General features: G+C 43.9%; 8 protein-coding genes. 2 read left to right on the forward strand and 6 right to left on the reverse strand.

Translation table 11 applies throughout. From position 1 onward, the window contains the following. Positions 1-5: 5 nt before the first annotated feature. Genes ACYVBM_RS00670 through ACYVBM_RS00690 form a run of 5 tightly spaced genes read right to left on the reverse strand, consistent with a single transcriptional unit; the run spans position 6 to position 10,245 of the window. The gene (locus ACYVBM_RS00670; protein ID WP_460683675.1) at positions 6-1,439 is read right to left on the reverse strand and encodes a fasciclin domain-containing protein; all 1,434 of its coding nucleotides are present in this window, start codon (positions 1,437-1,439) and stop codon (positions 6-8) included. A gap of 18 nt (positions 1,440-1,457) precedes the next feature. After that, positions 1,458-3,257 (reverse strand): fasciclin domain-containing protein, encoded by a 1,800-nt coding sequence (locus tag ACYVBM_RS00675; protein WP_460683676.1) that lies wholly within the window; start codon positions 3,255-3,257, stop codon positions 1,458-1,460. A 6-nt stretch (positions 3,258-3,263) separates the two neighbouring features. Further along, a complete protein-coding gene (locus ACYVBM_RS00680) occupies positions 3,264-4,736 on the reverse strand; it encodes a RagB/SusD family nutrient uptake outer membrane protein (RefSeq protein ID WP_460683677.1) in 1,473 nt (490 codons plus the stop codon). Positions 4,737-4,746: 10 nt separating this feature from the next. Beyond that, positions 4,747-8,031, reverse strand: coding sequence for a SusC/RagA family TonB-linked outer membrane protein (locus tag ACYVBM_RS00685; RefSeq protein WP_460683678.1), 3,285 nt, complete (start codon positions 8,029-8,031; stop codon positions 4,747-4,749). A gap of 12 nt (positions 8,032-8,043) precedes the next feature. Further along, positions 8,044-10,245, reverse strand: a complete 2,202-nt coding sequence (locus ACYVBM_RS00690; protein ID WP_460683679.1) for a fasciclin domain-containing protein — start codon at positions 10,243-10,245, stop codon at positions 8,044-8,046. 569 nt (positions 10,246-10,814) lie between these two features. Between ACYVBM_RS00690 and ACYVBM_RS00695 the strand changes: the two genes are divergently transcribed. Next, on the forward strand, positions 10,815-11,792 hold the full coding sequence (locus ACYVBM_RS00695; protein ID WP_460683680.1) for a Gfo/Idh/MocA family protein: 978 nt from the start codon (positions 10,815-10,817) through the stop codon (positions 11,790-11,792). 34 nt (positions 11,793-11,826) lie between these two features. Here the strand turns inward: ACYVBM_RS00695 and proS are convergent, their stop codons facing one another. Then, the gene (proS, locus tag ACYVBM_RS00700) at positions 11,827-13,305 is read right to left on the reverse strand and encodes a proline--tRNA ligase (protein ID WP_460683681.1); all 1,479 of its coding nucleotides are present in this window, start codon (positions 13,303-13,305) and stop codon (positions 11,827-11,829) included. A gap of 312 nt (positions 13,306-13,617) precedes the next feature. Here proS and ACYVBM_RS00705 point away from each other — a divergent pair, with 312 nt between their 5' ends. Beyond that, positions 13,618-14,595, forward strand: coding sequence for a hypothetical protein (locus ACYVBM_RS00705; protein ID WP_460683682.1), 978 nt, complete (start codon positions 13,618-13,620; stop codon positions 14,593-14,595). Positions 14,596-14,610: the final 15 nt, after the last annotated feature.

Here is a 14,610-nt window from a genome sequence, read left to right on the forward strand (position 1 = left end):
TTGGGTTATTGTATTTGAGGAACAAAGCGCAGGTATTCTAAAATAACAGGACCTGTTCCGTTTGACACTACCAGCAAACGCAGGTACCCGAATTCGTCCTGGGTAACTTCTCCTAAGTAAACTTCCTTATGATTTAACGGCTGTACTACAAAGGGCATACGCACCGCATTGGCACCTGCCGAATCAGTAACCGGCCTGTTGTACTGATCGAGCTCGTTAACAGATACGGAGGATGGATTAAAGAATTGAACATATTGTGTAAATGTGGCTGTTTGAGGATCGCCGGCCAATCCCATTATAGCCCGCCCATAAACCTTATATTTAACCACGTTCACATTAGCCACCCTGTATTTTACATAAAATGAAGTAACGCCATGTCCATAAATTTCTATATCATTATAGAGGCTATCCAGCAGATCCCGCTTATTCCTGAAATAGATATTCCCTCTTTTATCATTTTGCCTGTATCCCGATGGCTGTGTGCCCAGCACTCTTATTTCCTTGATACGGTCTGTTAATTTATAATCCAGCTTTTTTACACGATACACACTGCCATTGCTTGTTTTGTGCTTTGATATAATATCAGCATCGCTCACACTGAACTTAGTGCCCGCAATGGAAAGCAGCTCTGTTGATGCTGTTCCCAGGCTCACATCTCCCGCAACAGTAAGATCTTTCAGCAACGCCTTTAAGGTATAGTACCGGGTAGTACTGTCGGGTATTGAATTATCATAGTGGGTACGATAATAATAAGCCAGCTTATTATATTCCCCGGTAAAATAGTTATCATCTACCACAAAATAAGTGTACTTGCTGTTTTCAGTAGTCATAGGCCGTCTAACCTCACTGATCCAGTTAGGAAACAAAGTGGTGTCATACATCCGCACGGCATCTGCCTGCAGTGTTCCGGGAAACATTGTATGAACCAGCGTATAAATATTAAGCAGCGGTTTTAACGGCGTACTCACTACGTGATACAGCCCGTTGCCTGCCACAATGTTTTTTCTTTGAGCAGGCACCCCATCAAAGGCGCCATGCGTAAATTCCACATATTTATTACGCAGGTTCTTTGCCCGAACGGTATCCATCGCCTCGTTTACATTATACACTGAATTAATGATATGATAGCCTACAAAGCTTCTTACTACCGAGGTATCATTAAAATCGTACTGGGCTTTTACACTTTCCACTGCATCGTTCGTGGGAACAATAAGCGTATAGTTTTTGGAAGACTTCAGCTCTTCTGCATACCCCGACCTGTCAACCAAAGCGAAGAATGTAGAAAACTCGGCATTTTCTCCTATTACCTCGTATAAGGTTTTTTGAGATTGGGGATCTGCAATACCTATATGGTCATCCCATTTATTGGAACAGGACCAGCATCCCAGACATAAAAAAAACAAACAGCTGATATAAACTCTTGATAAAATATTCATCATCGTACTACATTAAATTAATTATCGTGGCCTGTAAAATAATTCGCCGGGCATCTGGTGAAATCTCGGATAAATTTGCTCCAGATCGTCGGCGGGTATAAAATGGATCATATCAAGATAAACCAGGTTGCTTCCACATTTTACATCGCTAACAGCCTGGAACCTTATCGTATGACGATCGGTTGTTTCTACATTAATAGTTCCGGCCAGCCTGCCCACATTTAAAGCGCCATCGCCTGTTTTAGCCAGGATCCCCCCGGTAACACCATTGGCATTATAATCGCCCTGGGTAGCAAAATACCTTTTATACCCCTGGGCCAGCATGAGGTTATCGGCACTGGGATCGGCCAGGTTCGCAACACCCGAGCCACTTAGTGTTTGACTGAGAAATACAATATTAGGCAGGATTTGCTCATCGGCTTTTCCCGGATTATATATTACCTGTAAGTTAGACCCCTGCCCGTTCTGGGCATAGCAAATCCATACTTTATATTTTCCCTTCACCAGGTAAGGTGTTTTTATATCTACATATTTTACCCTGGCAGCATTGCCTGCACACATTGTTAAACTTAGCAGATCACCGTTCGCATAAGGGCGCTTGGTAGACAGGCCGGAATAGAAAATATACTGGTTGGTTCCAATAGTAGAAACATCCAGTTTTTCAAAGCCAATAGAATTCGCTATAGGCTGCCCGTTTGACACCAGGGACTTTGAACCGTTGCGATAACTTGCTCCCAGTGCCTGCAAAAGTTCTGGAGAAGTAGCTATATCAAAATATACAGGAACCTGCATTCTTACTTTGATCCTGAAGCTGCTCAGGCTTTCGTGCAATACCCCGTTCACTGCCGTCACATCACTTGCCCGTCTGTTGAGCTCAGCCCCCGGCTCATATACGCCATTAAATACATCATCGTTCAGCAGCACTTTAGTGCCTACCAGCTTTGTATTGATGATCTCTTTAGGCGCCAGCGTATAAATAGAAGAAAGAGAGGCGATGTCTTCCAGGTAATTGCCCCCGTTGCTGATGTGATAGGCTACATACAGCCATAAGCTATCCGAATGGCTTTTAGGATTACCTGTTTGCGAATATTTTTCTTTAAGCTGGCTGTAGCTGGTAATTCCTGCAACCTTCAATACAGAGTCTGATTCTGCTATAACCGTCTGGAAACGTTTTGCAGCCGGTATTTCGGTACCGCGCTTATAATAGAGGGTATCATAAAAACCGGTTTCCTTAAGCGCCTGTGTAAAAATAGCATACCGGGGGTTGCTTTCAATTAATTCGGCCAGGCTTAACGAAGGTGGTGTTAACGCTGCATTAATGGAGTGAACAATACCATTGCCGCAAGCTATATTGGCCTGTGTAATCACAGCAGCTTTATTGACCCGGAAATTGCCGTTCAGGACGTCGGTATACAGGTACTCGCCAAAAAGTGTGGGCGTTTTTATTTTCCCGTCCGTAAACCTTAATGAGCCAACAGTGTCGCGTACAATATGATATTTTACAAAGTTGAGCAATTCTGCATCCTGGAAATCGCTTAAAGAAGTTTTCCCGCTTTCGCTCATCCATTTCTTCATCGCATCGTTGGTTGGCGCAAATAAAGTATAGGTACCATAGGCGCCTAAAAAACCAGAGGCTTTAGCTCTTTCCAGCGCTTCCAGCAGCAATGAGTAGGTGTCTGTATTTTTCTGCAGGTACCCTGTAATGTTCACCTCATCGGTTGTGGTTTGCCTGTAAACAGGTTTTTGACAGGAAAATAAACAGCAAAATACCAGCAATATGAAAATGCCAAAATGAAATACTTGGGCAGTAGTCTTTTTCATAATAAACTATTTTAAGTAAAAGGGATTTTGTTTTAGCAAAGGATCTTTAAACAGCTCTGTTTCCAGTATAGGCAGGTAATGGCTGTCCTTATCACGTATTTTATTAATAGCCGATTGCTGCACAGTAACATCAGCTGTTTTTGCAACCAATTCGGCCAGCACTTCTATATTGGCATAATTTTGCTTTTTAGCCAGCCTCAGCAAATCGAACCATCGCTTGCCTTCAAATGCCAGCTCCCGCGCCCGCTCTTCTATAATGTATTTGGTAATACCATCCACATCTGTTTCGGCTACATCCCGGTACGTTGCCTGCAATGCGCCGCGCAGGGTTCTCAGCTCATTGAGTATTTCGAGCGCTGTTGCGCCGCGTCCCTGCTCATTAGCGGCCTCTGCCTTTATCAGCATAACATCTGAAATCCGGTATACCTGGAAATTGTAATAGCTGGGAATTTCTATTCCGAATTTAAAAATACTGCCTGTTGATCCGAATAAGTACCCTTCTCCCCTGCTATCTGTGGCATCGAGGTCGCCCTCAGTGTTTGGCGTAAAAATATCTGCATTTATCAGCAGGTTATCTGCTGCATAAGGTTTCCTGGTATCTGCGACCAATGCATACAATGGATTCTCCCTCGAGTCTTTATGACTGATCTCAAAAATGGTTTCGGCAGATCCTCCTTCAAAAACAGATACATTGGCTCTTCCCTGTAGCCTGTAGCGTTTGGTGGCCAATACCTTATCTGCTTCTGCCTCTGCTTTATCATATTGCTCGTTCCATAAATATACATCTGCCAGCAAAGCCGTTACCGCAGGTTTAGTAATTCGCCCTTTGTTTACCGGACTTTCGGTAACAATGCTACCGGATGCGGGTACTACATGATAATTGGGCACCAGGGTTTGTGCGTGGGTTAAGTCAGCAATTAATTGCTGTATCACCTGGGCAGCAGTAGACTGGGGTGTAGGCTGTATATCGGTATCTTTATAAGAGCCTTTCAGTTTTAAAGGAATATCCCGGAAAGTTCTTACCAGGTAAAAATATAATAAGCTCCTGATGGTTAATGCTTCTCCTAAATACGAATTATACATTTCGTCGGTGAACGTGGGATCCAGTTTTTTTGCATCCCCGGCAAAGTCTATTAACAGGTTGCAATTGTTGATCACTATATATAAAGCGCTCCAGTCTGATATACTGTTGGTGCTAAGGATGTTCATATTTTTAACAAACCGGTAATCGTCGCTGGCATAAGAGGTGGGTACCACCATATCGCCGCGCAGCTCTCCCCACACAAACAGGCGCTCCTCCACACCGCCCCCGTTAAGGGAAGAATAAATACCCGTTAGAGCGGCTTTTACATCTTCTTTTGTTCTCCAGAACTCTGCTTTGGTAATACCATCCTGCGGCTGCAGGTCGAGCCATTTTTTGCAGGAAGCGGTGCTTACCAGTAATAGAGCCATCAGTAAATATTTATACATTGTATTCATATATCGTTTTTTAAAACATGATGGAAAGGCCAATGGTCACGGTTTTCAGCGGCGGTGTCATAGAGTAATCCACCAGTGTAGAAAACGCATCTTTGAAGCGTACGGCTACATCGGGGTCCTGCCCGGTATACTTTGTAAAAGTGATCAGGTTCTCTGCCGTAATATAAGCGCCCAAATTATTTATTCTTATCCTTTGCAAAAAGCTCCGGGCAAAGTCGTATTTTAATGTCAGCGACCGCAGCCTCAGGAATGAGGCATCCTCCACATAGCGGCTGGAACCTAAAGAATTATATCCTGAGCCATATATAGCCCTCGGTATATCGGTTACATCACCTTCATTCCTCCATCTTCTTAAAACAGCAGTGCTCTGGTTATTATAGCCCAGCATATCGGTAGTATTCATTTTGGTTCCATTGATAATATCCATACCCTGCCTGTAATTAAAAAACGTAGTGAGCTTTAAACGTTTATTATAGGATATGGATAAACCAAAACCGCCGGTAATCTTTGGATTGCTGTTGCCCAGGTATACAATATCTTTATGATCGATTACTCCATCGTGGTTAATATCCTCGTATACGGCATCGCCGGGCTGAAACACGTAGTCTACTGCGGGGTAATTAAACCTCATGAATATAGTTTCCCCATCGGGGCCAATAATAGGATCGCCATGCGTATCCTTTGCCACTGTAGCTTCTCTGTCTTTATAAACGCCGAGATATCTGAATCCGTAAAATGATCCGAATGGATTATCTTCCTGCAAGTAGGTAAAGAAGGATTTATTTTTTAATGCGCTTTTTGCATTTTCACGGGGATATAAGGGAGAGATTTCCCGGATCACGTTTCCGTTATGGGCGATATTAAAATTGAAATTCACATCCCATTTACTGGTACGTATGGGTGTAAAATTCACACTTGCTTCCCAGCCATCATTATCCATGGAACCCACGTTCATGGTCAGCTCTCTAAAACCATTATAGGTAGCAATCTGGATCTTATCCATCATCAGGTCTGTGGTGCGTCTTTTGTATATTTCCCCGCCCAAAACCAGCATCCCTTTCAATAATTCTATATCTAACCCGATATTCTGCTGGGTTACAGTTTCCCATTTCAGGTCCGAAAGCTCTATATTGGAAGAGTATACCCCGTTTTCGCCCAGGTAAGCATAATCATAGGTTTTATAAATATTAATATACCCATAATCTCCTTTGGGAGCATTCCCGCTTTGCCCCCAGCTGGCCCTGAGTTTGATATCGTCGACCCAGGTAATGTTCCTGATAAAATTTTCCTGGCCCAGGCGCCAGGCACCAGATATAGCGGGAAAAACACCGTAGCGGTTGGCAGGGCCAAAACGGGAGCTGCCATCAGCCCTTACACTTGCTGCAAATATGTAGCGGTTTTTAAAAGCATAATTGCCCTGCAGCAATGCCCCTATGGAGCGGGACTGGGTAGTTGCCGATTTAGCAGAACCTGTAAGGGTTCGGGCAGGAATGCTGGGATCCTGTAAGAAAGACGAAGCGGTATTGGTTGCCTCGAGGCCCTGGATCGTATATCTGGTTTCATCGGTCTGAAAAGACAGATTACCCGTAAACAGGTGATCGCCGCCCAGGTTAGGCGTATAAAGCAGATTGGTTTTGGTGCTCATGGAAAACCTGTCGTAATCTGCATCGGAAGCCCTGTTCACAGTAGCTTCCGTAAAAGGCCTTCCGGTTGCCAGCTGTGGCAGGAAAGTTTTGGTTTTATTATTGTTGATATTTAACGATACATCGCTGCGCAGCAATAATATTTTAGGTACCAGCTTATACTGAAGGCTGAACCTGCTGGCTACCACATCGCCTAATTGCTTGCTGAGCGCATTATTAACCATCGAAAGCGGGTTGAATGTGCCGGAATACTTAACGCTACCGCCATTATCAGTACGACCAAATGTACCCTGGGCCGTACTGATAGGTGTGAAGAGGTTACCTGTAGGTCTTCCGTATTCATCATACTCCCAAACCGCCTGGTTAGGCATCTTTTGATATGCGAAATCCCTGACGTTACCTATATATAACATATCATTAGCTACGTGGGTATACGAAACATCAGACTGGAAAGTAATACGCTGAGAAACCACATAGTCCAGGTTTACCCTCGCAGACAACCTGTCAGTACCGGTTTCTTTGGTTACGCCCTGCTGGTTAAAATAACCGAGAGAAGCCAGGTACCTTGCTTTATCTCCCCCACCCCTGATTTGTATATTATGATCCTGGAAATAACCGGTTTGCGTAATTGTTTTTATCCAATCGGTGTTATTGCTAAAATTATAGTAAGTATACGTATTATTAGGGTCGTACTGGAACTGCTGCGCATTTTCTGAAGTAGAAAATAACCTGCCAGCATTATAGTATTCTTCCAGCAATAAGGTAGTATACTGGTTACCGTTAAGCATAGGAATAGATTTTGGCTGCTTGGATAAGGAGCCTTTAAAATTATAGCTCAAGGTGGGCTTGCTTACACTGCCACGCTTGGTATTTATAATCAGCACACCATTGGCAGCGCGGGAGCCCCAAATGGCCGTAGCCGCCGCATCTTTTAAAACAGAAATGTCCTGTATATCTGATGGCGCAATGTTTAACAGCTGTCCGTAAGCATTATCATCGGATGTGGCAAAGTTGAAATCGTCAGGGATCGTAATATCATAAGGCATCCCATCTACCACAATTAACGGATCTGACGCGCCGTTTAATGAAGAGGTACCACGGATACGGATCTGCATACCTGCGCCGGGATCGCCGGAAACCGTACTGATATCTACGCCCGCTAACCTGCCCTGCAGGGCCTGATCAATAGAGGCCGACTGCATCTCTTCCATTTCTTTCATATTGATAGAAGCAATAGCTGAAGTATTACGCGCTTTGGAAAGTCCCATACCTGTACCATCGTCTGTCTTTTTCTGACTGATCACTACTACCTCTTCCATCGTATTCTGTGCAGGTTCCAGCACCACATTAATCTGCTTTCTTACCCCTACAACAATCGGGTCCAGGCTTTTGTAGCTTGTATGCGTAACAGATAGCCTCACATCGCTGCCGGTAAACCGCAGGATGTAATTCCCTTCCACATCAGTAGTGGCAGACGCAACTGTTCTGTCTTCTTTATCAATCAGCGTTACCGTAGCCCCTCTTACCGGTTGCTTGTCTGACTTATCTGTTACGCGGCCGGTTAATATATTACTTCCCTGATCCTGCGCATATACCCTGTGCAAGCCCAACAGGCATACAACTAAATTCAATATTATTAATAACTTTCTCATAATTACGCCTGATTAAAGCCCATTTTTTAAGTATCCGTTCATTGAATGTATTAATACCCTTTGTGCCAGCAGGTTGCTCTTGGCAACATCCGCCGATACACTGTTGCCCAGGTTATCCCGAACCGTTAGCTGGTTCATTGTATTCTGCACTACCGTTACCGGCTGGGTATTACCCTCAATATCCTTACATAAGGACTCAAAAACTCCTGTTTTTTTACCATCAATAGCAAAGGAATTTTTAAGTATATGGTACTGTATAAACCGCTTAATTTTATCTTTATCTGCCTGGGCGCTGGGGTTGGTAGCAGCCGGCAGATCGCCGTTAGTAACTGCCTGGGCAATTGCTGCATTATTAGGGATAAGCATGGTATAATTAGCGCCCAGCTCTATCCCGTTTATCTTACCGTCAGAAACATACATATCCGTAGCCACCAGGTATTGAAAGAATCGATAAAACGGGGAGGTGCTTGTTTCGGCCCCCATCTTTTTAAGAAAGTCAGCGATATTGGTTTTCGAAGAAGTAAGGGCTTTGCTGGTGTATACGGCCATCCCGTTTAAAGGACCCGACTGGCTGGTACCAATATCAGTAGAATCTACTTTTACATAATTAACCGCGCTATCCATGGTACCACTGGAATACATTTTATAATTATCATACTTGATATACTCTCCAGCATAACTTTCCAGCATACCCGATCCTCCCAGATTGGGTATCGGATCATTGTCCAATGGAACAATATGATACATCAGAACTTCACGCATTGCCGGGCTGCCGTTACTACCTCTGAACCTTATCGGATCGCTTGAATTAAAAGCATCGTACTCAAATCCCATCCTGTTCAGCTCCCGGTCCGATACAAGCATTAATATATACCGAAGCGTGGGAATTTTAAGAGTAAGGTTCATTCCTATTCTCGTTAATGCAACCTGCATCAGGCTATACTTGGGGTCCAGTAAAACATTCCCGTAAACTGACTGAAAAACATTAGCATTCTGGCAGGCATTCACCCCGTAAAAAGCGCCGTTGCTCAGCAGTTTTGTTTCAACAATATTTGCTTTTGTGATTTTAGTGGCTTCGCCTGTTATATTTTTTTCAGTTTCAAATCGGGACGGCCATACCTGGGTATTATATAAATGCGCATTAATAAACTCCGTAAGAATGGTGCTGTTACTGTAATAGAGATCTTTTATAGTAGTACCTGCGGGATAATATTTTAACAGTACTCTGCTTATATAATCATTTACCGCTGCATTATTGGGAATAGTAACGGAATTATTATTTGTTTGCGCGTCATTGGCATCTTCCTTCGTATAATTTTCATTATTTAAAGCCAGCGCAATGCCTGTATAACTTTTGGTAAAAACACTATCCGTATTTCCTGTTAGTACCTGGTACCGGCGCGATACATCCGCATTATAAGAGTATGTGGTAAACAAATCCAGGATCTCCTTAAAAGTGCTGTACGCCGTTTTTCCACGCAGGTACTGATCTATACTTTGCTGCGGCATCAGTACCCTGTCTACTACATGTATATAACCATTTTCAGCAATAATATTGCTTCTGGACGGATCTATTGTGGCCTCTGCGATATTTAGGCCTGTATATTCGGAATTGGGATAAAAAGCTTTATAATCAGTAGCGCCCAGGTTCCTTGCGTCCATGTAAGCCTTAAAAAAATAAGTCACATGTTTATTATTGTTTTCTGATGGTACATATGCATTATCGGCGCCCCTGTTGGTAGATATGATCTTCCTGGCTCTTCCATTAGAAGTTTCTTCTTCAACAAAATCATAATACACGGTTCGCCTTCTAAATGCAAAACCAGGTACCCATCCTTTTGAAGAAAAATTATCATTCAGTTTCTCCAGTCTCTCGCCATCGTATACCATAGAAGCCCTCACTATTTTTTCGGCCAGCACTTTGTCAATCTGGCTAATACCCGATATTCCCTGGTCTGTCATAAACTTTTGAAAAGCGGCATCGGTAGGCGCAAAAACCGTCCATGAGCTGGCAGCGCCCAGCACCTCTTTATAACCCGATTTGTCAATGCAGGCCAGGAAATTTTTAAAATCTCCCATCGAATCCAATTGCTGATAAATGGGCTGCGCCAGCCAGGAAGGTCTTGCATAGTATTCGTCAAACGACTTCTTGCTACATGCCCCTAATAATAAAACCAGGCATACAGTAACGCAGTTAAAAATCCACTTTTTCATTATTCTTTATTTTTAGGCAGATGCAGCCTTATTCGGCAAAAACCACAGAATTTTTGCAAATGCTACATGCAATTTTTATTGCTTAGAAAATTGATTTCAGTTTGTTTTGTTTAATACTTTCTAGTCTAATAATTCATTCAACCGTTTTTTCATGCAACCGTATTTATGAGCCATTAACAGAACGAAAGTAAATAAGTTAGAAACTTCTACTATCCTGCTGCATCCTGTTTTTTGGTGTTTTTTTACTGCAGGATGGAAAAAATCGTTTTTTCTATGGAGGCGATGTTATTTTTAGGTCGGCCCCCGGCTATAATATTGAAAATAAAGGGATACGTGAAACAGTATGTATGAAACTTTTTTATTTAAGATATCTCTTCCCCACGGCATTTCGTTCAGCAAAGCTTTCATGTTTGTACCCCTTGTAAAGGGCAAGCATTATGAGCCTGGTTATTTAACCGATAAGGATGCAGGCACACTGGTAAGTGTCTGCTTCCAGCTGGCAAACAGCTCAAATCCCCTTTTAATCCTGCCCTGTTTTTTATTTATTTTAGCAGTTTAAAATAGTAATAATGGAACAGGTAAACTGGGGGATTATTGGTTGTGGCGATGTAACAGAAGTAAAAAGCGGCCCTGCGTTCAATAAGGTACCCCATTCCAGACTGGTAGCAGTAATGAGGCGTAATGCTGAAAAAGCAGCAGACTATGCGCACAGGCATGGTGTGCAAAAATCGTACAGTGATGCACAGGCCCTGATCAATGATCCGGATGTAAATGCCATATACATTGCTACACCTCCTTCAACACATTTGCTATATGCATTAGCGGCTATGCAGGCGGGCAAACCAGTATATGTAGAAAAGCCCATGGCCATGAACGCTTCTGAGGCACGGCAAATGACTGATTATGCACAACAACGAAAGGTAAAGCTCTCAGTGGCGCATTACAGAAGGGAGTTGCCGTTGTTCTTAAAAATCAAATCGCTTATTGATAGCGCCGCCATTGGTGATATACGATTCGCTGATCTGAAGCTGCTGCAAAGCAGGTTGGCTCACCTGGTAGCAAACACCGGTAACAACTGGCGGATGAATCCGGAAGTATCCGGCGGAGGCTTGTTTCATGATCTGGCTCCTCACCAGATAGACCTGATGCTTTACCTTTTTGGCAGCGCAAAGCACAGCCTGGGTTACGCGGTTAATCAAAGTAAGGTCCATAAATCTGACGACCTGGTAACAGGCACTATTCTTTTTAAAAAGGATATTCTTTTTACCGGCACATGGTGCTTTACCGTAAATGAGCCAGATGCCAGGGATATTTGCACTATCTATGGCTCCAGGGGAAATCTGAGCTTTGGTTTTTTTGGCAATAGCTTATCAGTTACAGTTGACGGGAGAACAGAAACACTGGAGTTCGATGCTGTTACACATGTGCAGCAGCCAATGATAGAAAAAGTGGTCCGCTATTTTTCAGGTAAAGGAGAGAACCCATGTGACGGAGCCGCAGGAGTAGAAACAATGATGCTGATGGACAGTTTCTGCAAAAGACCATAGCAGCATTTTAAAGCGCTATAGCTGGCATCTATTATTAATATGCCCTGGCAAAAAGCACCCTTCTTGCAGATGGTTTACCACTTAAAATACATCGGCCCTCTTCTATACCCGTATCATCTGAAGGGATACAGCGTATAGTGGCCTTAGTCTTTTCCTTGATCTCATTTTCAGTTGCTGCGGTACCGTCCCAGTGTGCCAGCACAAATCCTCCCTTTTCATCTAATAGTTGCACAAACTCTTCCCATGTATCGGCTTTTGTAATATGTTCATCACGGTAGGTTTTAGCTTTATTAAACATATTGTTCTGTATATCAAGCAATAACCCATCAATGTACTGGCTTATCCCATCAGCATGAATCGTTTCTTTAGTTCTTGTATCTCTTCTGGCCACCTCAATCTGGTTATTGGCCAGGTCGCGCGCACCCAATGTTACACGTACCGGTACCCCTTTCAATTCATATTCAGCAAATTTCCACCCCGGCCTTGTATTATCATTGTCATCATATTTGGCACGGATTCCCATTGTCTTCAGGTCAGACAGGATTTCGCTGGCCCTGGCATCAATCAGCGCTTTTTGTTCTTCCCCTTTATAAATAGGCACGATCACTACCTGCAAAGGCGCTATTTTAGGAGGGAGGATTAACCCTTCATCATCGCTGTGCGCCATTACCAGCGCTCCTACCAGCCTGGTGCTCACTCCCCAGCTGGTGGCCCACACATATTCCTGTTTATTTTCCTTATTCAGGAACTGTACATCAAAAGCTTTTGCAAAATTCTGTCCTAAAAAATGCGACGTTCCTGCCTGTAAGGCCTTGCCATCCTGCATAAGGGCTTCAATGCAATAAGTATCAATTGCTCCGGCAAACCGCTCACTTTCTGTTTTTACACCTTTTATCACCGGTACGGCCATAAATTCTTCTGCAAACTGCGCGTATACATCCAGCATTTTTTTAGCTTCCTCTTCGGCTTCCTGCTGTGTGGCATGAGCGGTGTGCCCTTCCTGCCACAAAAATTCTGCCGTACGTAAAAACAGGCGGGTTCTCATTTCCCATCTCACCACATTAGCCCACTGGTTTACCAGAATAGGCAAGTCGCGATAGCTCTGTATCCAGTCTTTATAAGTATTCCAGATAATCGTTTCGCTGGTAGGGCGTACGATCAGCTCTTCCTCCAGCCGGGCTTCGGGATCTACGACTACCCCTTTGCCATCCGGATCATTTTTAAGCCTGTAGTGGGTGACTACGGCACACTCCTTGGCGAATCCCTCTACATGCGCGGCCTCTTTGCTTAAAAAGCTCTTAGGAATAAAAAGGGGGAAATACGCGTTTACATGCCCGGTATCTTTAAACATCTTATCAAGCGCATCGCGCATATTTTCCCAAAGGGTAAATCCATAAGGCTTTATGACCATACACCCCCTTACAGCAGAATAATCAGCCAGCCCACCTTTCAACACCAGGTCATTATACCATTGCGAATAATCCTGCGCCCTTGAAGTAATTTCTTTACTCATAAATTTATAATACTTCTTTGATTTTCAGCTGCGGCCTGCAGACCAACCTGTTGACATGGTCTTCACTCATGTTGCAGTTCCGGCTCTGAAAACAGCTTTTATTTTAAATTTAAAATGTCTAATTATTTATCAATCTGCCTGCCAACTTATTTTAACAAAAAATGTTGTGAATTAACAGCAGTTAGTGCATCCTTTTATATCATTTTGTCGTCACAAACAATAAGGAATATATACTATTTTTACATCCCTGCTGTTAAAAGACGGCAAATGTAAATTTTAAAGCCAATTAAAACAATTATTAAAATATAATAAATGCCCAAGATGAAAATAAAATCCACAACCCTGCTTCTTCTTTTAGGCGCTATAATAGCCATAGCCGGCTGTTCTACTGCCTACAGGACCGGGCAAACTCCAGACGATGTATACAGCTCACCCGCTCCTACCCAGGAAGAATATGCCAAAGTCAGGAAAACAGATGAAAAGCGGTATCGCAGTTACGATGATTCATACGAAGATTATGAGGATTACGATGACCGCTATCTGCGCATGAAAGTGCGCGACCGGAACCGTTGGAGTGCGCTGGACGACTGGTATTATTACGGTGATCGCTATAATTTCAGCTATTATAATAACTGGGCCTACTGGAACGATCCGTGGTACTGGAATAACCCGTGGAGCCCTGTAAGTTACTGGAATACCTGGTATAACCCCTGGTACACCGGGTGGTATGGCGGATGGTACGGCCCCGGTTTTGGCTGGGGATGGAACAGCCCCTGGTATAGTGGATGGTATGCCGGATGGGGTGGATGGTATGGTAGCCGTTGGGGATGGTACGACCCCTGGTATACCGGATGGTACGGTCCCGGATGGGGCGGATGGTATGGTGGCGGTGTGATTGTTGGCCGCAGGGCTGATTATGGCCCCAGAACCACTAACCTGAACACGTATAACAGGGGAGGCATTGGCGCAGGCAACGGGCGTACCGGGTACATTAACCGGTCTGGAAGCGGGTATGTAAGCTCTTACGGGGTACGGAACAATTCGAGCGTGAACACGAATCGCGGCAATGCCGGCTACAATTCTCGGGCTGTTTCTTCGGGCCGCTATTCCAATACAGATACTTATAGCAACAGGTCTTATTCCAATGACAGGTACACCTCTCCCAGATCTACTTATTCGGCTCCTTCCAATTCATCTCCATCTTATTCTGCTCCGGCATCATCCGGGGGAAGAAGCGGTGGCGGTGGTGGCAGCACTGGCGGCGGCGGTGGCAGCGGCAGAAGATTCTAAAATATAGTGCGCTTA

This window comes from Niabella aquatica (assembly GCF_054779315.1).